Raw genomic sequence first — 22,017 nt, forward strand, 5'->3', positions numbered from 1 at the left:
TAGTTATAAGTTGAAAAAGTAGATTTCAACACGATTCAGCTAACGACTGCTTTGAGCTTAAACCAGCCCCACAAACAATGATCATATTTAGGGTGGTATTACCCTAAATATGATCATTGTTCTACAAAAGATTTATGACCGCTTTTGGCTATCACTTGACCTAAAGAACAACCGATAGCTAACTTCCCCTTTAAAAACTATCAACCGTAAATAAGACTAGTATCAATCATTATGCGTAGTCACACATTGCCTTAATTCAATTGGTATTAAGGCAATAAAAAAGCGCCCAAAGGCGCTTTTTTCATAACCGAAACTTACCAGATGAGTGATAAGTTACTAATGTCGTAGCTGCTTAGCCAATAAACTTACGGGCGTTGCGGAACATACGTACCCAAGGTGAATCTTCTTGCCATTCATCAGGGTGCCATGAGTTGGCCACAGTGCGGAACACACGTTCAGGGTGTGGCATCATAATGGTTACTCGGCCATCGGTTGTCGTTAACGCTGTAATACCGTCAGGTGAACCGTTCGGGTTAGCCGGGTAGGTTTCAGTGATATGACCATAGTTATCAACATAACGCAGAGCTACAGTGCCAGACAGATTCGCTGTATCGATAGCATCATCAGAACTAAACTCGGCACGGCCTTCACCATGAGAAACCGCGATTGGCATACGAGAGCCAGCCATGCCATCAAAGAAGATAGACGGTGTTTCTTGTATTTCTACCAAGCTAAAGCGCGCTTCAAATCGTTCTGATTTGTTTTGCACAAAACGTGGCCATGCCTCAGCACCAGGAATAATTTCTTTCAGGTTTGACAGCATTTGACAGCCATTACAAACACCTAATGAGAAAGTATCTTCGCGCTCAAAAAAGGCTTTAAACATAGCTTTAGCGTCTTTGTTGAACAAGATAGATTTCGCCCAACCTTCACCAGCGCCAAGTACATCGCCGTATGAGAAACCACCACAAGCCACTAAACCGTTAAAGTCGGCTAAGTCAGTGCGGCCAGATAAAATGTCTGACATATGTACATCAATAGCAATGAAACCAGCACGGTCAAAAGCCGCAGCCATTTCTACGTGCGAGTTAACACCTTGCTCACGTAAAATAGCAATACGAGGATTGCTTACCTTGGCATTTTGCGCATCTTTGATAATAAGGTCAGCAACAATATCTTCATTAATATCAAAACTTAAGTCAGCGTTTAGACCTGGATCTTCAGTATCGAATTTAACGTCATGCTCTTGTTGTGCACATTCTGGGTTATCACGTAATGATTGCATTTTATACGTGGTTTGTGCCCAAGTTGTACGGTAGTAAGTACGAGAGTTTTCTAGCACGACTTCACCGTTACGGCTAAAGCGCAGGGTATCTTCGTTATTGATACGACCGATATCAGTACAACAATCTTCAATGCCAAATTTAGCAAATACTGTATTAATAGCATCTACATCGCTTTCGCGAATTTGAATAACCGCGCCAAGCTCTTCACTAAACAATACATCTACGTCATTACCAGACGCTGATGTCAGCTTACTTAAGTCGATATCAACACCGGTATGGCCTGCAAATGCCATTTCAACAACCGTGGTAAATAAACCACCATCTGAAATGTCATGGTAAGCAATCAGTTTTTCATCGCGTACTAGTGTCTGCATAGCGTTGAAGAAACCTTTTAAGGTTTCAGGGCAATCAACATCAGGTGTTTCGTTGCCAAGCTGTTTGTAAACTTGTGCTAAACATGAACCGCCTAAACGCTGTTTACCTTTTGATAAATCAATGGCAATGATACGGGTATCGCCTTGATCAATTCTCAATTCAGGCGTTACGGTTTTACGAATGTCTTCAACAACACCAAAAGCGGTGATGATTAATGACATTGGAGAAGTAACTGATTTTTGCTCGCCGCTGTCTTCGCCATTTTCTCCCGCTTCTTGCCATGTCGTTTTCATCGACATTGAGTCTTTACCAACCGGAATGGTTAAGCCAAGCGCAGGACAAAGTTCTTCACCGATGGCTTTTACCGCTTCGTATAAACCAGCATCTTCACCTGGGTGACCCGCAGGTGACATCCAGTTAGCTGAAAGTTTAATGCGGTTCAAATCGCCAATATCAGTACCGGCAATATTGGTTAATGACTCAGCTACCGCTAAACGTGCTGAAGCGCCAAAGTTTAGCAATGCAACGGGAGTGCGTTCACCCAATGACATAGCTTCGCCGTGGTAAGAGTCAAGTGCTGAAGCGGTAACACCGCAATCGGCAACGGGTACTTGCCAAGGGCCAACCATTTGGTCGCGATTAACCATACCGGTTACCGAGCGATCGCCAATAGTAATTAAGAAGGTTTTTTCTGCCACGGTAGGTAGTGATAAAATACGCTCTGCCGCATCAGCTAAGGTGATGTCAGCAACGGTAAAGTTATCGCCAGTCGCTATTTTTGTTTCAACGTCTTTAAATATTTTCGGTGTTTTACCTAATAACACTTCAAGCGGTAAATCAATTGGCGTAGCAAGTTTTTCATTGCCGGCAAAGTGTGAATCATTCACCGTTAAATGTTCTTCTTCAGTTGCACGGCCAACCACAGAAAATGGTGCGCGTTCACGAAGACATATTTGCTCAAAGGTTGCTAAGTTTTTGTCTGATACCGCAATAACATAACGCTCTTGAGACTCATTACACCAAATTTCATGTGGTGCCATGCTGCGTTCATCATTTGGTACGTTACGTAATTCAAAAACACCACCACGGCCGCCATCAGAAACTAATTCAGGGAAAGCATTTGATAAACCACCTGCGCCAACATCATGGATGAAAGCAATCGGGTTTTCTTCACCTAGCTGCCAACACTTATCAATAACTTCTTGGCAACGACGTTCCATTTCAGGATTTTCACGTTGTACAGAAGCAAAATCTAAGCTTTCAGCTGATTGGCCTGAAGCCATTGAAGAAGCTGCGCCGCCACCTAAACCTATGTTCATGGCTGGGCCACCAAGCGCAATTAAGTAAGCGCCAACAACAATTTCACGCTTTTGTACGTGCTCGTCACGAATATTACCTAAACCACCGGCCAACATAATGGGCTTGTGGTAACCACGTACTTCGCTGCCGTTAAACGAGTTAACTTGCTCTTCGTAAGTACGGAAATAACCTAAAATAGCCGGGCGACCAAATTCGTTATTAAATGCCGCACCGCCCAAAGGACCTTCAGTCATAATATCTAAGGCCGAAACGATACGGTTTGGTTTGCCAAAGTCAGTTTCCCACGGTTGTTCAAAACCAGGAATACGTAAGTTTGAAACTGAAAATCCGACTAAACCTGCTTTCGGTTTTGAACCAATACCGGTAGCGCCTTCATCACGAATTTCACCACCTGAGCCTGTTGCTGCACCCGGATAAGGGGAAATAGCCGTAGGGTGGTTATGGGTTTCAACCTTCATTAGTATCTGAATGTCTTCATGGTGATAACCATAAACGTTGGTTGCAGGATTTGGGAAGAAACGACCGCCTTTATTACCCACCATAACCGCAGCATTATCTTTATAAGCACTTAAGACAAAGTCAGGGTTGACTTCATGGGTGTTACGGATCATTTTGAACAATGATTTAGGCTGTTTTACGCCATCGATAGTCCAGTCTGCGTTGAATATTTTATGACGACAATGCTCTGAGTTAGCTTGAGCGAACATATAAAGTTCGATGTCGTGCGGATTGCGGCCAAGTTTACTGAAGTTTTCAAATAAGTAGTTAACTTCATCATCAGCTAAGGCAAGACCGAGATCAATATTGGCTTGTACTAAGGCATTTTTACCGCCGTGCTCAATATCAATACTGGTTAATTCACCAGGCTCTGCGCTAGCAAATAGAGCTGTTGCATCATTGAGATCCTTAAAAATGGTCTCCATCATACGGTCGTGCAATAAGTTATTTAATGTTGACTGTTGCGCTGGGGTTAATGGCGAAGAATCTTCGGTGCTAACATAATAAATTAGGCCTCGTTCTAAGCGAATGATTTTAGTTAAACCACAGTTGTTTGCGATGTCGGTAGACTTTGATGACCAAGGTGAAATAGTGCCAGGACGCGGTGTTACTAATAATAGTTGCCCAACAGGCTCATGTTCTTCAATTGTTGGACCATACTTAAGAAGTTGTTGTAAAACTTCAGTCTCTTCAGTATTCAATTGCTCTGAAATATGTGCAAAGTGGCTAAATTCAGCATAGATATCCGTAACGGGCAGTTGCAGTTCAGAACACTGATTTAGTAGTTTACTTATTCTAAAATCAGATAGTGCTGGCGCACCGCGAAGGGTTTTCATCAACATCGACATAGTCTATTTCACCGGTTAGATTTATTAAGGATAAAAAACGCGCGTATTATAGATTAAATGGCCTAATTAGAGAAATGATTTGTCATATTTTGGCGGAATTTTCTTAGCGATATAATTGACAATTATAAAAAATAGCTTTTTTAATATCTCAATTCACGTGACAATAGGCACTATGATAAAAAATCAAATAAAATCATTTGCTAACAAACTTAGCATGGATAAGCTGTTGGTGTTGTTTTTACTGCCATTTATGCTGCTTTTCTCTGGTTGTAAAACACAAGAAACACCGGCTAGTTTGCAACGCATCATAGATCGTGGCTACGTCACTGTCGGCACGCTTTATGGTAACACTAGCTATTATCTTGATGCAGAAGGTCCAGCGGGATTTGAATACGAATTAGCTAAAAACTATGCTGAATACTTGGGTGTCGAATTAAAAATGATGCCTAGCTACAACTTAAATGAATTGTTTCAGCAACTCGATAATGGTGGCGTTGATTTTTTAGCAGCTGGCCTAGCCGTGACTGATGAACGTCGTGAACAGTATCACTTTGCTCCAAGTTATTATGATGTTAGTCAAAAGCTAGTCTTTAAACAGGGCAACATTAGACCCCGAAAACTTGCTGATTTAACCGGCAAGCTAGCGGTGGTAGAACAATCGAGCCATGTGGAAAGCTTGGTACAATTAAAGATATCTCACCCGGAACTCTCTTGGTCGACAAGCGCTGAATTAGATAGCGAAGAATTACTGTTACGTGTGCTTTCTGGTGAAATTGATTACACCATTGCTGACAGTAATACCTTGGCGATTAGTCGTCGCTATTATCCTGAAATAAGCATCGGCTTTACCATTCGTCAAGAAGAGCCTTTAGCTTGGATGGTTAATAAAAATGGTGATAACTCTATTTTTGCCAGCTTAATTGAGTTTTTTGGTGAGGTTCATCATAACGGTGTTTTATTAGCCTTGAATGATAAACATTATGGTCATATTGAAGAATTTAACTATGTTGATACCCGAATGTTTATTCAGGCAATTGAGCAAAAATTGCCGAAATATCAACCATTATTTGAAAAATATGGACAAGAGGTTGATTGGCGTTTACTCGCTGCAATCAGTTATCAAGAGTCTCATTGGGAACCTCATGCCCGTTCATATACCGGTGTGCGTGGTATGATGATGCTAACGTTACCAACAGCAAAGCAAATGGGCATAAAAAGTAGGTTAGATGCCGAGCAAAGTATTCGTGGTGGCGCAAAATATTTTAAGCGACTTATTGGTCGTATGCCCGCGAGAATTCCAGATCCAGACCGACTTTGGTTTGCGCTTGCGTCTTATAATATTGGTTTAGGGCACTTAAATGATGCGAGAAAAATTACTCAACAACAAGGTGGCGATCCTGATCGCTGGGTGGAAGTAAAAGAGCGTTTACCCTTATTAAAACAAAAAAAGTTTTATAAAAAAACGCGCTATGGTTACGCTCGTGGTGATGAACCGGTTAATTATGTTGAGAACATTCGTCGTTACTATGATACGTTAACTTGGATGGATAATCAGACCAAACAAGTCTTAGTTGATGCTGAGCATGTTGTTGCTGTTGAGTAATAGCAGGGATTTATTGATATTATGCGCTGTGTCATGAAATTGTCATATACCTTAGTGATACTAAGAAAACTGATTGTAAGTATTTAAAATTACATTAAGTTATAAAGTATCTACTGAAAACTATCAGTAATATGTATGTTAAAGAGGTTAATATGAGAATTAAGAGATATTTAGCAAGTAATCAACGAAAAAGAACCTTACATCGTAATAAGGTACGATTGGCTAATCGCCGTCATATGCAGTTTTCATTAGAGCGATACAGTGAGCTACCAACGTGTATTAAAGTAAATAACGAGCTAGGTCATTGCTAACTTGAAAACAGATCCTTTAATACCAAATTCATTGTTCAGTAGCTCATTTCTACCAGTTTAAATCACCAGCTACCTGGTTATTTGTGTTTTCCTCGACTCCAGTCTGTTGCTTGTAATAGCTGTTCACCAGCTTCAACCGCACCATCTTCCATGGTTGTCCCCATAGAATCATTCCAACGATTTAAATAACCAAACAATGAAATAACGGCTAATATTTCAACTATCTCACCATCATCCCAATAGTTATGCAGCGCTTTTGCAATATTATCATCAACTGCATTAGGGACACTTGAAGCCGCTAAAGCAAATTCAAAAGCTGCTTTTTCTGCTGCTGTGTACAAGGTACTAGCACGGAAATTCCAAATATTTTCTAGACGCTCATCTGTACCGCCGTAACGTTGCGCGGCTAAAATGGTATGAGCTTCACAATATCGGCAGCCGGTATTCGCACTGGTAATATAGCCAATTAAGCGCTTTTGCTCTGCGTTAACTCGGCCATCATTTGCCATTACAGCCATATTTAAATTAATAAAGGCTTTAGCAATCGCAGGGCGTCGCTGCATGGTGAGCACGCTATTAGGACAAAAACCTAAGGTTTCATTGAAAAATCGTGCAAGCTCTACAACTTCTTTATTTTCATCGCTAGCAAGAGGGCGAACTAAGGGCATGAGTGTGATCTCCAAAGATAATTTATAACGCTTAAAATACTTCATTCAGTTTTAACATATATGATCGATATTGCAAATGCAATATCGTTAAGTATTTCAAATTTTCATTTATAAATGAAAGTCGTATTGAAAATATATGGATATAACTTGTGTCAACTTTAGCTGCAAGGTAAAGTGATTTTTGGATGATTTTACTGACAATTTAAGGTGTAATTATTTCTTCTTCAGCGAGAGAGCAAGCGTTTAATCTAACTAATTTAGTTGATGAACCATTGAACCTATCCGAACATTTACCCTATCGTGTCGCAATAGTAAGTAATTTGTTGGCACTTAACCGTGATTTAAATATCCGTAGTTTATCAAATTTAGAGCCGAGAGAAATGCGAGTATTGCTTAATATTGGCTCATATATGCCGATTAAATCAGCGGATATTGCTTATCAATCTCGACTCGACTCTTCTACTGTTAGCCGAGCAGTGAAAGTACTTTTAGCGAAAAAACTGATCGCGGCGAAACCTGACTCGGTCAGTAAAAATATTAAACACTTAACCTTAACTGAGCTTGGTGTGACCTTGTACAAGCAGCTGAGTAATGCCTTAGAGCCTCGTGCTCAAGCACTGGAAAGTGTTTTAAATGACGATGAAAAGCAAGTTTTCTATCAATGTTTAACTAAAATAGAAGCTAAAGCTGAGCAGCTATTAGCGCAACAGGCTTTATCATTTGTTAATCAAGGCTTAGAAATTCCAGCGGATCAAAAAGAGCTTTTACGTTGGTATAAAAAAAGTCAGCAAAGCTAAGATAAACAATAGTTTTAAAAGTTATGATTGAGCACGGCACTTATACCGTTGAACTTGACGGCAGAATGTTGAAAACTATTTCAGTCGACATTTTAATAACTTTGCAACGCAGGCCGTTTGTTCACAAATAGTAGATAGCCTGAATGGTCAAGGTTTTGCTTATTGTTTGACTGTACGGCGTAAGAAGTGAGCACGTCTAATGTGCATAGAATATCTAATCAGCACATCTTGTGGTTAAACAGGCAAAACGGTTTGGCTCGGGCAATGACATATAACCATCAACTTCAGCTTGGTATTGTTAATAATGCTTAGCCAGCAGTGTTACAATTAAAAAACTGCAAATATTTCTACCACTTGCAAGATGCTCGAAATTGGTTATTTACACAGATATAAGTTCTTTCTCAGTTAAGCTATAGGGCCAAAGTTAACGATCAATTACTATTTCTTTCAAGTAATACCGGGCCGTTATTTTCACTGGCTAAGATATCTTCAGGGTTATATATTGGACAGTTTTTCATCGAAAGACAGCCACAGCCGATACAGCCATCAAGTGAATCTCTGAGTTTTTCTAAATATGCTATTTTTTGGTTCAAGCCTTGCCGCCAGGAGCGTGATAACTGCTGCCAGTCATCTTTAGTTGGTGTTCTTTTATCTGGTAAGTTGGCAAAAGCCTTTTTAATTTCTTCTAACGACACGCCCATTTTCTGTGCGGCTTTTATGACTGAAATTCGCCGCAATACCTCACGTTTATAACGCCGTTGATTGCCTTGATTACGCAGGCTTTTGATTAAACCCACCTGTTCGTAAAAATGTAAAGTTGATACCTTTACACCGCAGCGCTTAGCTACTTGTCCGACACTTAAATTAGCTTCTTCCAGCATAGATATCTTCTTTTTTGAATTTGTTGAAAAATCGCTTTACCTCAAGCTAACTTGAGGTTTTATACTGATACTCAGATTAACGCAGAGGAATAAGACAATGAAAGCTTTATTAAAAGATCACGCAAAAAAAAGCAAACAATCACAAGTAAGTCACTTTATCTCAAAGGTTATCTCTCGCACATTAGAAATTTATTGTGCAACTTTACTGAATATGTAATTTGCTAGTTTGCTGAAAATAAATTAATCATAAGAGGGATTACCATGTTGTATTTAGAGCATTTAAATTTAGTTGTTAAAGACATTCCACAAGCATTAAAATTTTATCAAGTCGCTTTTCCACACTGGCGTATTAGAGGTGAGGGGCAGTCCACATGGTATGGCAAGCCAAGACGCTGGTTACACTTTGGCGATGATGATATTTATCTGGCGTTGAGTGACCATGGTGAAAGCGATATTCGCGACAATCGTGCATTTCAAGTAGGGCTAAGTCACTTTGCTTTTGTGACTAACGAGTTAACGAATATAACTCAACGACTAATGGCGGCAGGATTTGTTGGAGTGCAGGGTGATGGTGCTGCAGGCGTTCGTAACAATACTTACTTTATTGATTCGGACGGCTATGAAATTGAACTTGTTGAATATTTAACTGCAGATATTGGACAAAAAAATGATTATTAGCCGCTTAAATCAATCAGCAACCTATGAGATTATTAATTTAATTAGCCTGTTGAAAAAGCCACCATTATAGTCATTAGCTAATTCCATCGACATGACTTCAAAGTGCATATTGAATGCTTTAATAGCAAATTTTTTGCTGTATATTTTCTAATGAATAATTTTTGTCGCCAAATAAATACCTGACCAAGACATTTGGCACGTTACGTACACACATAGATGAAGTTGAATGTAATTAAACTTACTGGTAAGTTATTAAAACTATTTATGCTTTATTCACTATATAAGGATCGTATATGTTCGCAGGAGTAGCTTTTTTAGCCATTATTTTTCAACTTGCAATTGTCGCTGCGGTTATCGTTTTTGCTGTCAAATTACTTAACCGTATTACAGACATTGCAGGTTCTCAAAAGTCTATAGCAGAGTCTCAAGTTCAGCTAATTACTTTATTAAGGAAAAAACAAACAACTCAAGAATCAGCTGATAGTTAAAACATAACTATAAGTCGTTAAAGCAGGACAAGTAATAGTTGCTTATGCTCCTGCATCGCTTTTTTAACCAACAATCTTTTGCCTGTTATTTAGGTGTTGGCACTTCGGAGTAGCCATGAGTATTGTCTGTCTTGAAGGTGCTAGCGCTGTAGGCAAAACTACAGTGAGTAAGTTACTAGAAGAAAGATTTGGCTATCTTAGAATCGCTGAAGTAAATGAGCTTTTTGAAAGCTCGATAAATGAATCAAGCACTTGGTATTTTGAGCGCCAAATAGACCGGTGGAAATTGGCGCGAGATGAATCACAAAAAGGTGGTGTTGCAGTATTAGATGGAGATCCATTTCAGCCTGTTTGGTATAACTGGATATTTACCAATGACGGTCTTCAACCACTAAATGAGGTGTTTGATTTTTACCAATGCAGAGTTCAGAACGGTGATATCGAATTTCCAAATAAATATATTGTCCTTAAGGCTCCTCATTCTGAATTGAGTGCAAGGAAAGTTTCAGATCCAACACGATCTAGAAGAAATTTTGTTAAACATTTGCAACTAATTGCGCCACAGTTTGAGTATTTTCAGGCTATGCGTGCCATAAGTTTAAATTCAGTTGAGTTTCTTGAGTCCGATAACCCGAGTAATTTAGCAGATAAAATAATAAATTTAGACAAACCAGTTAATAAATTAAACAGTTTAGAAATATTAAACGCAATATATAACTTCGTGGAAAGTCGAACATAATAAGGGCTATGTGTAAGTTTAGTTTCTTGATCTTCTAACGCTCTTAATCATGTATTACTCAATGCTATAAAGTTGCTTAAGATTGATTTCAATGACTATTTTTATAGCTGAATTTGGCTGTTGGAGTTATGCTACAGCTTGGTTATATTTTTAATTCAATCATGGATGATATCTTAATGAAATTTACTCTTTTTGCTCTAACTCTTTTTTTATGTGGCTGTGTTGTAATGCCTGTTGATGATCACTCATATGTTAATCAATGTGAAATATCTAGCGACCGAAAAATATTAAAAGTTGTTGATGCGGCTAAAGGCACAAATAGTTTTTATTCTATTAGTGGTGTTATTTTACTGCCGATAAGTGGAGTCATCTCAGGTATATATGTTGGAGTTAATAATATATATCACTTGGGGGAAGAGAAGTTTACTTGTGGTGGTTCAAAGACATAATTTCTTTCATATAGAATAACTATATTCAAAAAGTGATCGGTGTTCTCAAACCGCGGGAAAGCGCTGATAGAGAACAAACTTAATAGGTTTGGTATATTTCCCCTGGTAGCTTTGAGTTCAACAATTTGATACAACACATTGGTTGAATCGCACTGCCGGTATCTCATCGCCTAAGGTCTTTCTCGGTTTTTAATGAAAAGCAGTACTCGCTATGGTGGGAGGCGGTTTTTTTGTCAGATATCTGTTTAACGATAACATTTGAAATGTAGCCTGTTGTTTTTTATTACGCATAAGTAACAAAAAGCAGATACCATAATCAGTATCTGCTTTGCATACATTAAAATTCAGTAATTCAGTTAAGAAGTCATTACTTTTTAACTGAATTATCTTTGCGCAGTAATTAAGTACTTCTCACCAGTCGCTTGTTTAGAATAAGCTGCCATCGATTTTAATTGTAATACTTCTGCCAACGACACTTCATGTGTGTAGTGGCTAGCAAATGTGGTGGTGATTTCATCTGCTACACGTTTGCGCATCGCAATGACCGTTTTAGTACCTAACTTACCTAGCGCATTGAATAATAAGAAGCCATTGACACCCCAAGCAAAACCAAAATTTCGATTTAGTGTTATAGGGCCACGGTCTAATGCACCATAAATATACACTTGTTTGAATGTATCAGAGCCATAAACACTGTGTTCTTTCATATCACGAGATGCAGCAACTTCCATACAATTTAGAATGTCACTGGTTAGCTTACCGCCACCAATAGGGTCAAACGCGATAGTTGCGCCGGTTTCAATAATTGCCGCCGTTAAGTCAGCAAGAAATGTATCACTACGTGAGTTAACAACGTATTTTGCGCCCATATCACGCAACAATGTTTCTTGTTCGGCTTTACGGACAATATTGATTAAATCAACGCCATCGGCAATGCAAATGCGATTTAACATTTGGCCAAGGTTAGATGCAGCCGCTGCATGAATAATGGCTTTATGACCTTCAGCACGCATAGTTTCAACCATCGCTAATGCCGTAAGCGGGTTAACAAAAGAAGATGCACCTTCTTTCGCAGTAGTACCTGCTTTTAATGCTAAGCAGCTTTGTACGTTGGCAGAAATATATTGACGATAAGTACCACCACCAATAACGGCAACGGTTTTACCCATTAATGCTTGCGCTGCAGGCGATGAACCCGCAGCTATAACGGTTCCTGCGCCTTCATTACCAACAGGAATAGCTTTACCAACACGCGTTTTAACCGCAGGCATAAACTTAGCTGGAACATCTGCCGTGATCACAGGGCTTTGTTCAGTGCCTGATTGCTGCGCTGTTGTCATATCTGCAGCGCTAAAAAGCACCGCTAAGTCAGACGGGTTTAATGGCGCAGCCTCTAGACGAATAACCACTTCATCGGCACCAGGTTGTGGTATTTCGATGTTTTTTAAGGCAAGAGTTAATTTATTGTCTTCGCTGATAGTTGAAGTAAGTTGAATATTTGACGTTGTCATAATGTTTGCTCCTGCAAATAATGAAATTTTTTCAACCAATAACGTTATGGTATTGGTCATACTTCGTTCGTAATTAAATTCAAATAAAAATTTTGGTCTTGTTTCTCATGGTATTGATTGTTTTTACAGCTAAACGCTATCCAGCATTTGCTGCTTGGATCTGGGCTTTAACTTTTTGCATAAACTCAGGCATGTTTGCCTGACGATCAGCCTCCACTTTTTGGGCAATGGCCGATTGACTCATGGCATCATTCCATGTTTTCATTCTGGGCACTTCTGCCAGTACATCCCATTCAAGTTGGCTAGAGCCAAAAGCGTTAACAATGGTATTGACATAATAAAGGTAGATATCGGCCATGGTGAATTGTTCACCGGCAACCCAAGGTGAAAACTGACACAAACGACTTAAACCGGTAATGCCGCGGGTTAATACTTGGCGTACTTCAGTTTTAACTGACTCTGGAACTTCAGTGCCTGAAAGTGCATAAGGTATCAGTCGTCTACTTGGCAGTTCAAAATACAGCTCTGCCATTTTCATTATTTGGCGTACAACCGCTCGCTCTCCTGCATTTTCAGGGTATAGCGGCGCTGTAGGGTAAGTCTCTTCGATAAAGTCGCAAATAACACTCGACTCTGAAAGCTCAAGGCCTTCAGCCGTGGTGATAACAGGTACTTTGCCAGCAGGACTAATTGTCAGTAATGCTTCACTACCCGCGTAAAGCAGGTGTTCTTTAAATGGTAGCTCTTTGTATAGCAATACATGTTTCACGAGGTTGTAGTAGTTGCTAGCGGCAAAACCGTGCAAAGTCATCATAAGTAAATGTCCCATTGTTAACGTGAAAATTGTGTTTAACTGTATTTGTGTCTAACTCTAATTATGTTTAATTGTCGAAAATGCAATTAAAGCTTCTGTTTTTAATATCTTGCCACAAGAGCAAGGTGGCAATGTTTAAGTTAAACCTATTATTACTGGTTTTAATTTGGTTATATATAAGGAAAAATGCGAATCACTATTGCTTTTAAAGCAATAGTAGAGCGAAACATTCAAGTTCTATTTTAATGGAGAAGTGAGTTGGATCAATTACGTGCAATACGCTATTTCAGTAAAGTCGTCGAAACCGGTAGTTTTACCAAAGCGGCGAGTACGTTAAATGTGCCGCCATCATCGTTGTCGAGGCGCGTTGCAGATTTAGAAAAGAGTCTGGGAGCAACACTGTTAAAGCGTTCGACCAGAATCGTTAAACTGACTGAAGTAGGACAAATTTATTATAACGACATTCAGCAAATATTGAATCAACTAGAGCAAAGTAATGAAACGGTGCGTAGTTACCAAACAACGCCAATGGGCCGCTTATCTATCAGTTCGATGGTCGGTTTTGGTGAAAAAATATTACTGCCTTTGTTAGATGAGTTAAGCGTGTTATACCCAGAAATTGTTTTAGATATTAGTTTAAGTGATGAGCTATCAACACTAGGACGTGACGATGTTGATATTGCGATTCGCGGTGGTTACGCGCCAAATGAACGTGTGTTAGCCATAAGACTAATGGACAATGGCTTTATTCCTGTTGCTTCACCAAGTTATTTAGCAAAACACGGCGTACCTGATAACGTAATGGCACTAAAAGAACATCATGGCATTTATTTTAAAACGCCATCAGGACCAACGCCTTGGTTATGTAACATGAACGGTCAATGGCATGATGTTTCGGGGCCAGCGATAGCGATTTCAAATAACGGACCATGGCTAGCGAAAAAAGCCTGTGACGGTGAAGGTATTTTAATGTCAACGCGATGGGCGTTAGCGTCATATCTTGAGTCAGGAAAGTTGCAAGAACTTAAGTTTGATCATGAGTTAGCAATAACACAAAATTCTGATATGGCGGTTTATTTATTGTATCAAAAACAGCGCTATTTAGTACCAAAAGTAAAAGCGGCGGTAGACTTTTTAGTTAAAAAATTAAAAGTAACTAATGAACATAAAACATTCGTGGGGTAATTGCATAAAGCCTATGTTGTGAGTCTTAAGTGTTCAATTTGATGATGTCGAATGTGTGAGATTGAATTGTTGCTATCAACCATCCTATCTTTTTTACCTTTTAACTCAAACCGTCTAGCTACTAGCTATGATTATGTTAATCTGAATAAAAAATTTAAGAGTTAAAAATATGAAATTTATACTTTTATTTTCAACTTGCTTGCTAGTTAATGCCTGCGTTAGTCAACCCAATGAATACGCTGATATTGTGATCAGCAATGCGACTATTGTTGATGTAAAGACAGGTAAGTTAAATAAAGAGCAATCATTGGCAATTCGAGATGGCGTGATCATCGAACGCAGTAATTATTCATTAAAAAATAGCTATATTGCCGAGAATTATATTGATGCCAAAGCGCAATTTATTATGCCTGGACTCTGGGATATGCATGTGCACTTTGGTGGTGGTGAAGACCTAATAGAAGAAAATAAACAGCTTTTACCACTGTATCTTGCTTATGGTATTACTACGGTACGTGATGCTGCCGCTGATTTAAGTGACTCTGTTTTAAGCTGGCGTGAACAAATAAATAATAATCAGTTAATTGGCCCAACCATTTATACCTCAGGACCTAAGCTCGAAGGCAAAGACTCTATTTGGCCGGGCGACCTTGAAGTAGAAACAGTTGAAGAGATGCATGCTGCGATTGATAGTCTTGATGCGATGAATGTCGACTTTATAAAAATCACCGATAGCGCATTAACGCCTGAGCTCTATTTAAAAGCAGTAAAAGAGGTTAAAAAACGCGGTTACCAAATATCGGGACATATTCCTTTTTCGCTATCAGTAACGGATGTGTCTCATGCGGGGTTAGATGCCATAGAGCACATGACCTATTTATTAAAAGCGGCAGCAATCAATGAACCTGAAATATCAGCTAAAGTCGCTTCTGGTGAGCTGAGTTACCGTAGTGCTTTACCGATTATCACCGCAAATATTGCTAAAAAAACGGCATTGAGTAAATACGCAGTGTTAGCTAAAAATAACACTGCAGTAGTACCAACCTTGGTTGGCGGCCAAATTACCGCTTATATTGATGAAGACAATCATCAAAATGATGAATTTTTAAATTACTTGGGCAAAGAGCTTAAAGCCACTTATCAATGGCGTGTCGACAGAGCAAACGAAGACACTCCTGAACAAATAAAACAACGTAAAGAGCGCTTTGTAAAAACAGCTCAGTTACTTGTATTGGCCCAGCAGGCCGGAGTATCAATTATTGCAGGCACTGATGCTGGCTTTTTAAATTCTTACATTTACCCCGGTTTATCACTACATCAAGAGCTGACTATTTTTAGTGATTATGGCTTAACACCTTTGCAAACATTGCAATCAGCGACACTTGCTGGTCCGAAGTTTTTAGGTAAAAGTGAACAGTTTGGTGAGCTGAGTAAAGGTAAAACGGCGGATATTATTTTCTTAACGGGTAACCCGCTAACTGATGTACGAAACACGCAAAAACTTACGGGTGTGATTTCGCATAATCGCTATTACAACCAAGCCGATCTTGATGAATTAAAGGCCAAAGCCAAGCAGTTTGTTGCTGAACAGTAACGGCTACTGGCTAAGCTATTTCAGACTAAATAATTTCCGCTGCATGAATTTATTCAGCAGCGGATATTTTTTACTTTAAATATAGCTTGATTATGATGTTAGCTATCAGCGGTATAGTATGCTCTTTTATAAAATGTTTAAAGCGCCGCAACAACAGCCGTTAATGTCGCTTTGGCGTCACCAAATAACATTTGTGTATTTTGTTTGAAAAATAAAGGATTTTGCACGCCCGCATAACCCGTTGCCATGCTGCGTTTTAACACAATAGATGTTTTACCATGCCAACATTCAAGTACCGGCATGCCGGCTATCGGGCTGTTTGGTTCATCAAGCGCTGAGGGGTTAACGATATCATTAGCGCCAATGATTAAGGAAACATCAACGTGCTCAAAGTCATCGTTTACTTCATCCATTTCAAAGACAATATCGTAAGGTACATTTGCCTCAGCTAGTAGCACATTCATTTGCCCTGGCATACGTCCAGCCACAGGATGTATTGCAAAACGAACATTAACACCTTTATCACGTAATTTATCGCTAAGTTCGAAGACAATCTGCTGTGCTTTAGCCACCGCCATTCCGTAGCCAGGAATGATCATAACTTCTTTAGCATTATTAAGCAGTTCAGCGCTCTCAATTGCTGTGGTTGTTATCACTTCGCCTTGCTCTTGCTCGCCAACAGATGATGCTTTTGCACTAGCGCCAGTACCAAAACCACCAGCAATGACAGATAAAAAGTTTCTATTCATTGCTTTACACATAATGTAACTCAAAATAGCGCCACTTGAGCCAACGAGTGCACCAATGACAATCAGCAGATCATTACTCAACATAAAGCCTGTAGCCGCTGCTGCCCAACCTGAATAACTATTGAGCATAGATATAACCACCGGCATATCAGCACCGCCAATCGCCATAACCATATGAACACCAAAAACTAAGGCAATGGCTATCATAATCAGCAAAGGTAACAAACCTCCACCAATGGCAGACTGAGCAACAAATTGTTGAGCAAACCAAACCACTGCAACCAATAACGCGAGGTTAAATATATGGCGTCCGGGTAACGTCAATGGCTTGCTGCCTATGCGCCCTGAAAGTTTACCGTAAGCCGTTATTGAGCCTGAGAAAGTAACCGCACCGATCAGCACGCCAACATAGGTTTCTATGTCATGAATGGTTAAATCAATACCGGCAAAACTAGTTGAGGCATCAGCAAAATTAGCATAACCCACCATAATAGCCGCCAGCCCAATAAGGCTGTGTAAAATAGCAATAAGCTCCGGAATTTCGGTCATTTGCACGCGTCTGGCGACTAACATGCCAATACTGCCGCCAATTAACAATGCCACCATCAACTCAATATAATTATTGCTGACCACACCTAAAACGGTTGCCAGAAACGCAATAGTCATTCCCGCAATGCCATACCAATTGCCCTTTCGAGCCGTTTCTTGATTAGACAATCCGCTTAAAGCTAAAATAAAAAGGACCATCGCAGCAATATACGCCACGGTTACAATACCCGTACTAATCATGACAACCTCACTTACGGAACATTTTAAGTATGCGATGTGTTACAGCAAACCCGCCAACAATATTAATGCTGGCAATTAACACCGTAAAAACGGCAAACCATTTAATTGTATCGTCCGTCGAACTTATTTGAATCAAGGCACCGATAACAATGATGCTTGAAATAGCATTAGTTACGCTCATTAATGGCGTATGTAATGCTGGCGATACGCTCCAAATCACCATATAGCCAACAAAACAAGCCAATACAAAAATAGTAAAGTGCGACATAAAATTAGCCGGAGCAAACCCACCGAGCCCAAGCAATGCTATAGCGCTAAGAGTAGCGCCAATCATCGGGCCAACTATAGATTTATTTTTCTCAACCGTAACAGGTACAGCTTTTTTAGGCGCGGGCTTTTTAGGTGCAACTGAAAGCGTAGGGGCTGGTGGCGGCCAAGTTGTTTTTCCTTCAAGGCAAATAGTTGCACCTAAGACAACGTCATTTGTCATATCAATAATAAGAACTCCATCTTTTTTAGGTGTCATTTCGGCTAATAAGTTGTGTAAATTGTTGCTATAGAGTTGGCTGGACTGCGCTGCAAGACGACTGGGTAAGTCGGTGTAACCAATAATAGATACACCATCAATTACGGTAACTTCTCCTGGTATGGTTAATACGCAATTACCGCCTTGCTCCGCTGCAAGATCAACAATGACGCTGCCATTTTTCATTGAGGCCACCATATCGCTGGTGATCAACTTAGGAGCAGGTTTTCCTGGAATAAGCGCCGTGGTAATAATAATGTCAACGTCTTTAGCTTGCGCTGCAAACAATGCCATTTCGGCTTTGATGAATTCGTCGCTCATCACTTTGGCATAACCGCCTTCGCCGGAGCCGTCTTCATCTTTAAAATCGAGCATTAAAAACTCGGCGTTCATACTTTCAATTTGTTCTTTAACTTCCGCTCGGGTATCAAAAGAACGCACAATTGCGCCCATGCTTTTTGCCGCACCAATGGCAGCTAAGCCAGCGACACCCGCGCCAATAACAAGTACTTTAGCGGGTTCTACTTTTCCTGCAGCGGTTATTTGACCGGTAAAAAATCGGTCAAAATGTTGCGCAGCTTCTACTATTGCGCGATAGCCGGATATATTGGCCATCGAACTACGCGCATCCATTTTTTGTGCACGAGAAATACGCGGTATGTTATCTATCGCGATGGCGTTTACACCCCGTTCGGTTAATTCTTTTAGCATGGCAGGGTTTTGTGCTGGCCATAAAAAACAGATCAATGTTTGTCCACTTTTTAATAACGCACGTTCTCCAGCTTCTGGCGCTTGTACTTTAAGGACAATATCAGACTGTTGCCATAACGCTTTTGCAGAGCTCACTATTTCACAACCGGCATGAATGTATGCATCATCAGTGTAATTAGCCGCGACCCCTGCACCGGTTTCAATGGCAACATTAAAACCAAGTTTTGTTAATTTATTTACGATATCTGGGGTTGTGGCAACGCGTCGTTCACCCTTGGAAATTTCTTTTGGCACACCGATTTTCATTTAATAACCTCCGATTTTAACGACAGGAAGGGGAGCAAAACTTTGTAATAAGTTTTTGTCATAGAGAAAAGAAAGTGAAAGACACAATGGCATCGTGTGTTTTTATAAATAGGCCTATAACTAAGCCTATAAAAATTAACGAATAACCATTGTATCTATGACAATTTAAAGCGTGAAATCAATAACAACACGAGCTGGTACTTTACCATGCTCAAGTCGTTCAAAAATGTCATTGATAGCGCTTAAAGGTTGTAACTCGATATCTGCTTTAACTTTACCTTGCGCGGCAAAAGCAAGCGCTTCGGCCATATCTTTACGGTTACCAACAAATGAACCTTTAATAGTGATGCAATTTGCTACTACATCAAACAGTGGCGTTGGGAACTCACCAGGCGGTAAGCCCACTAAAACACAGGTACCATGTTTACGGGTCATATTAACCCCTTGTTCAAAGGCCGGTAAGGAAGGTGCGGTAATAAGTACACCATGTGCGCCACCACCGGTTATTTCTTTGACAGTTTCAGCGGCACTTTCTGTTTTAGCATTAACCACCGCATCAGCACCGACTTCTTTTGCATGTGTAAGCTTGTCATCATCAATATCCACCGCACAAACCTTAAGTCCCATCGCTTTAGCGTATTGAATAGCTAAATGGCCAAGACCACCACAACCTGAAATAGTAAGCCATTCACCCGGTTTAGCCTCGGTTTCTTTAATGCCTTTATACGTTGTAATACCTGCGCAGATAATGGGTGCAGCTTGTATTGCTGATAGGCCTGCAGGAATATGAGCAACGTAATTTGGATCGGCAATAATATATTCAGCAAAACCACCGTCCTTGGTGTAACCACCAAATTCAGCTTCAGGACACACTGGCTCATAAGCGCTTAAACAAAACTCACAATGACCACAGGCGGAATAAAGCCATGGAACACCTACTCTATCACCCACTTTTACGCTGGTAACACCTGCACCAATTTCAGTAACAAGTCCAATGCCTTCATGGCCGGGCGTAAATGGTGGCGTCGGTTTTAATGGCCAATCACCATTTGCAGCATGTAAGTCGGTGTGGCATACACCACAAGCTTCCGTCTTAATTAATATTTGCCCTGCAGCTGGCGATGGAATATCTAATTCACGTATGACTAAAGGTTTGCCAAATTCCTCGACAACGGCGGCTTTCATTTTTTTACTCATAATCATTCCTATATATTATTTACAATTGTCGGTACTTTTAGGGCTGCTATATAATTAATAGCAGCCCTAATTACGGTGAGTTAAAATGGCGCATCAATATCAACAACGTCGATGAGTTTATGGTTAACAAACTCTTTAATGCCCAAACCTATAAGCTCTCTACCATAGCCAGAATGACGAATGCCACCGAATGGTAAGTCGGCTTTCACCATGGTTGGATGATTTATAAATATCATTCCAGTCGAGATTTGTTTGGCAACCTCTAAGCCATGTTTCGGATCCGAGGTAAACACTGAGCCACCTAAGCCAAATGGAGAATCGTTGGCAATTCTAATGGCGTCTGCTTCGTCTTTTGCACGAAACAGCATAGAGACAGGACCAAAAAATTCCCAATTACGGGCAGGATTATCTTCACTAATATTCGTTAAAATGGTTGGTTGTACAAAAGCACCTTGGCTAGGAACTTTAGGACCTACTTCAGTCGCGGTTGCACCAAGTTTAATTGCTTCACTAATTTTAACTTTTAGTTCATCTGCTGCACTTTGTGACGATAATGGCGCTAATGTCGTTGCAGGATCAAACGGGTCGCCTGCTTGTAACTTAGCAACACCTGCGGTGTACTGTTCAACAAAGTCATCATAAACTTCATCAGCAATGATCATGCGTTTAGATGATACGCATACTTGTCCGCCGTTCCAGTGGCGACCAAATACAGCCCAATTAACGGTTTTTTCCATTTCAGCGTCAGCAAGTACAACAAAGGCATCAGCACCACCAAGTTCTAATGTTGATTTTTTAAGTGCTTTACCCGCGGTAGACGCAACGATTGCACCAGCGCCTTCAGAGCCGGTAAGTGCAACACCACGAACCAACGGATGAGAGATGATCGTTTCTGTTTGTGCATGTGCTGCGTAAAGATTTTGGAAAACAGCTTTAGGTAAACCTGCATCTAACATCAGTTTTTCAAATGCGGCGGCGCTTTGCGGAACAATACCAGCGTGTTTAAGTAACATAGTGTTACCCGCAGACAACTGTGGCGCAATAATACGAGCCACTTGGTAGTACGGGAAGTTCCACGGTTCAACCGCAAGCAATACACCAAGGGGTTCGTGTACAATAATTGCTTCGCCTTCAGCAGGATCGGCAACGGGCAATGTTTCTGATGCAAGAAGAGTTTCGGCATTGTTAGCGTAATACTCTAAAATGGCCGCAGATAATTCAACTTCAGCTTTTGCTTCTGATATTATTTTACCCATCTCTAAAGTTAATAACTTGGCATAACCCGCTAAGTCTTTGCGTAATAAATCAGCCGCTTTTTGCATTATTTTGGCACGAGAAGCAAAAGACGTTTCTTTCCATGATGAAAAGGCTTTGTCGGCATCTTCTATCGCTTTAATAATTTCAGCGTCTGTAGCGTCAGGGAAAGTTTTTACCACTTCTCCTGTATATGGATTTGTTGTTGCATAGGCCATGATAATTTCCTCAGTTAATTAATAAAACTTTTAATGCGCTCAATATTTAAATAAATAACGCTTAGAAATGTGTGTACCATTATGCTAGATCAAGTACTAAATGAAGACTATTCGTAATGTCACGTAAACTGATGTGGAAAACCACAACTTGAAATTTCAACGCATTGATTCTAAAGGGACTTATTTGGTTTGAAATGAATTAAAAAACAGAAGTAATTAATA

18 protein-coding genes are annotated in these 22,017 nt (G+C 40.1%); 9 read left to right on the top strand and 9 right to left on the bottom strand.

The window, feature by feature from the left end; all coding sequences use genetic code 11:
* Positions 1-352 precede the first annotated feature (352 nt).
* Positions 353-4,315, bottom strand: coding sequence for a phosphoribosylformylglycinamidine synthase (gene purL, locus FGD67_RS18035; protein ID WP_257175157.1), 3,963 nt, complete (start codon positions 4,313-4,315; stop codon positions 353-355).
* 184 nt (positions 4,316-4,499) lie between these two features.
* Here purL and mltF point away from each other — a divergent pair, with 184 nt between their 5' ends.
* Both mltF and FGD67_RS18045 read left to right on the top strand, forming a co-directional pair.
* On the top strand, positions 4,500-5,930 hold the full coding sequence (gene mltF, locus FGD67_RS18040) for a membrane-bound lytic murein transglycosylase MltF (protein WP_306556765.1): 1,431 nt from the start codon (positions 4,500-4,502) through the stop codon (positions 5,928-5,930).
* A gap of 152 nt (positions 5,931-6,082) precedes the next feature.
* Positions 6,083-6,241, top strand: a complete 159-nt coding sequence (locus FGD67_RS18045; RefSeq protein WP_257172435.1) for a hypothetical protein — start codon at positions 6,083-6,085, stop codon at positions 6,239-6,241.
* 77 nt (positions 6,242-6,318) lie between these two features.
* On the opposite strand, the gene FGD67_RS18050 is transcribed toward FGD67_RS18045, so the two are convergent.
* Positions 6,319-6,909, bottom strand: coding sequence for a carboxymuconolactone decarboxylase family protein (locus tag FGD67_RS18050; protein WP_257172436.1), 591 nt, complete (start codon positions 6,907-6,909; stop codon positions 6,319-6,321).
* A gap of 272 nt (positions 6,910-7,181) precedes the next feature.
* Between FGD67_RS18050 and FGD67_RS18055 the strand changes: the two genes are divergently transcribed.
* On the top strand, positions 7,182-7,706 hold the full coding sequence (locus tag FGD67_RS18055; protein WP_257172437.1) for a MarR family winged helix-turn-helix transcriptional regulator: 525 nt from the start codon (positions 7,182-7,184) through the stop codon (positions 7,704-7,706).
* A gap of 431 nt (positions 7,707-8,137) precedes the next feature.
* Here FGD67_RS18055 and soxR read toward each other — a convergent pair whose 3' ends face one another.
* Complete coding sequence (gene soxR, locus FGD67_RS18060; RefSeq protein WP_257172438.1) at positions 8,138-8,587, bottom strand: redox-sensitive transcriptional activator SoxR; 450 nt, start codon at positions 8,585-8,587, stop codon at positions 8,138-8,140.
* 261 nt (positions 8,588-8,848) lie between these two features.
* Between soxR and FGD67_RS18065 the strand changes: the two genes are divergently transcribed.
* The 4 genes from FGD67_RS18065 (at position 8,849) to FGD67_RS18080 (ending at position 10,941) form a co-directional block, all read left to right on the top strand.
* Positions 8,849-9,265, top strand: a complete 417-nt coding sequence (locus tag FGD67_RS18065) for a VOC family protein (RefSeq protein WP_257172439.1) — start codon at positions 8,849-8,851, stop codon at positions 9,263-9,265.
* Positions 9,266-9,558: 293 nt separating this feature from the next.
* On the top strand, positions 9,559-9,753 hold the full coding sequence (locus FGD67_RS18070) for a hypothetical protein (protein ID WP_257172440.1): 195 nt from the start codon (positions 9,559-9,561) through the stop codon (positions 9,751-9,753).
* Positions 9,754-9,868: 115 nt separating this feature from the next.
* A complete protein-coding gene (locus FGD67_RS18075) occupies positions 9,869-10,492 on the top strand; it encodes an AAA family ATPase (protein ID WP_257172441.1) in 624 nt (207 codons plus the stop codon).
* Positions 10,493-10,605: 113 nt separating this feature from the next.
* Entirely contained in the window at positions 10,606-10,941 is a 336-nt protein-coding gene (locus FGD67_RS18080) for a hypothetical protein (RefSeq protein WP_257172442.1), read from the top strand.
* A 383-nt stretch (positions 10,942-11,324) separates the two neighbouring features.
* Here FGD67_RS18080 and FGD67_RS18085 read toward each other — a convergent pair whose 3' ends face one another.
* Together FGD67_RS18085 and FGD67_RS18090 are read right to left on the bottom strand one after the other, a co-directional pair.
* Positions 11,325-12,452: a zinc-binding dehydrogenase gene (locus FGD67_RS18085; protein ID WP_257175158.1), complete on the bottom strand. Its 1,128-nt coding sequence runs from the start codon at positions 12,450-12,452 to the stop codon at positions 11,325-11,327.
* A 136-nt stretch (positions 12,453-12,588) separates the two neighbouring features.
* Entirely contained in the window at positions 12,589-13,266 is a 678-nt protein-coding gene (locus tag FGD67_RS18090; RefSeq protein WP_257172443.1) for a glutathione S-transferase family protein, read from the bottom strand.
* A gap of 258 nt (positions 13,267-13,524) precedes the next feature.
* Here FGD67_RS18090 and FGD67_RS18095 point away from each other — a divergent pair, with 258 nt between their 5' ends.
* Together FGD67_RS18095 and FGD67_RS18100 are read left to right on the top strand one after the other, a co-directional pair.
* A complete protein-coding gene (locus tag FGD67_RS18095) occupies positions 13,525-14,451 on the top strand; it encodes a LysR family transcriptional regulator (RefSeq protein ID WP_257172444.1) in 927 nt (308 codons plus the stop codon).
* A gap of 169 nt (positions 14,452-14,620) precedes the next feature.
* Positions 14,621-16,045: an amidohydrolase family protein gene (locus tag FGD67_RS18100; RefSeq protein ID WP_257172445.1), complete on the top strand. Its 1,425-nt coding sequence runs from the start codon at positions 14,621-14,623 to the stop codon at positions 16,043-16,045.
* A gap of 137 nt (positions 16,046-16,182) precedes the next feature.
* Here the strand turns inward: FGD67_RS18100 and pntB are convergent, their stop codons facing one another.
* From pntB to FGD67_RS18120, 4 genes are all read right to left on the bottom strand, one after another.
* Positions 16,183-17,580, bottom strand: coding sequence for a Re/Si-specific NAD(P)(+) transhydrogenase subunit beta (gene pntB, locus FGD67_RS18105; protein ID WP_257175159.1), 1,398 nt, complete (start codon positions 17,578-17,580; stop codon positions 16,183-16,185).
* Between the two features lie 10 nt (positions 17,581-17,590).
* Positions 17,591-19,126: a Re/Si-specific NAD(P)(+) transhydrogenase subunit alpha gene (locus FGD67_RS18110; RefSeq protein WP_257172446.1), complete on the bottom strand. Its 1,536-nt coding sequence runs from the start codon at positions 19,124-19,126 to the stop codon at positions 17,591-17,593.
* Positions 19,127-19,291: 165 nt separating this feature from the next.
* A complete protein-coding gene (gene adhP, locus FGD67_RS18115) occupies positions 19,292-20,311 on the bottom strand; it encodes an alcohol dehydrogenase AdhP (RefSeq protein WP_257175160.1) in 1,020 nt (339 codons plus the stop codon).
* A gap of 92 nt (positions 20,312-20,403) precedes the next feature.
* Positions 20,404-21,795 carry an NAD-dependent succinate-semialdehyde dehydrogenase gene (locus FGD67_RS18120; RefSeq protein ID WP_257172447.1) on the bottom strand — a complete coding sequence of 464 codons (1,392 nt, stop codon included), beginning with the start codon at positions 21,793-21,795 and terminating at the stop codon, positions 20,404-20,406.
* Between the last annotated feature and the right edge of the window lie 222 nt (positions 21,796-22,017).

Source organism: Colwellia sp. M166, assembly GCF_024585285.1.
GTDB lineage: Bacteria > Pseudomonadota > Gammaproteobacteria > Enterobacterales > Alteromonadaceae > Cognaticolwellia.

Excerpts from the sequence above, each read along its gene's own strand:
- purL (WP_257175157.1), bottom strand. The coding sequence starts at position 4,315 with ATGAAAACCCTTCGCGGTGCGCCAGCACTATCTGATTTTAGAATAAGT.
- mltF (WP_306556765.1), top strand. The coding sequence starts at position 4,500 with ATGATAAAAAATCAAATAAAATCATTTGCTAACAAACTTAGCATGGAT.
- FGD67_RS18045 (WP_257172435.1), top strand. The coding sequence starts at position 6,083 with ATGAGAATTAAGAGATATTTAGCAAGTAATCAACGAAAAAGAACCTTA.
- FGD67_RS18050 (WP_257172436.1), bottom strand. The coding sequence starts at position 6,909 with ATGCCCTTAGTTCGCCCTCTTGCTAGCGATGAAAATAAAGAAGTTGTA.
- soxR (WP_257172438.1), bottom strand. The coding sequence starts at position 8,587 with ATGCTGGAAGAAGCTAATTTAAGTGTCGGACAAGTAGCTAAGCGCTGC.
- FGD67_RS18065 (WP_257172439.1), top strand. The coding sequence starts at position 8,849 with ATGTTGTATTTAGAGCATTTAAATTTAGTTGTTAAAGACATTCCACAA.
- FGD67_RS18070 (WP_257172440.1), top strand. The coding sequence starts at position 9,559 with ATGTTCGCAGGAGTAGCTTTTTTAGCCATTATTTTTCAACTTGCAATT.
- FGD67_RS18075 (WP_257172441.1), top strand. The coding sequence starts at position 9,869 with ATGAGTATTGTCTGTCTTGAAGGTGCTAGCGCTGTAGGCAAAACTACA.
- FGD67_RS18085 (WP_257175158.1), bottom strand. The coding sequence starts at position 12,452 with ATGACAACGTCAAATATTCAACTTACTTCAACTATCAGCGAAGACAAT.
- FGD67_RS18090 (WP_257172443.1), bottom strand. The coding sequence starts at position 13,266 with ATGATGACTTTGCACGGTTTTGCCGCTAGCAACTACTACAACCTCGTG.
- FGD67_RS18100 (WP_257172445.1), top strand. The coding sequence starts at position 14,621 with ATGAAATTTATACTTTTATTTTCAACTTGCTTGCTAGTTAATGCCTGC.
- FGD67_RS18110 (WP_257172446.1), bottom strand. The coding sequence starts at position 19,126 with ATGAAAATCGGTGTGCCAAAAGAAATTTCCAAGGGTGAACGACGCGTT.
- adhP (WP_257175160.1), bottom strand. The coding sequence starts at position 20,311 with ATGAAAGCCGCCGTTGTCGAGGAATTTGGCAAACCTTTAGTCATACGT.
- FGD67_RS18120 (WP_257172447.1), bottom strand. The coding sequence starts at position 21,795 with ATGGCCTATGCAACAACAAATCCATATACAGGAGAAGTGGTAAAAACT.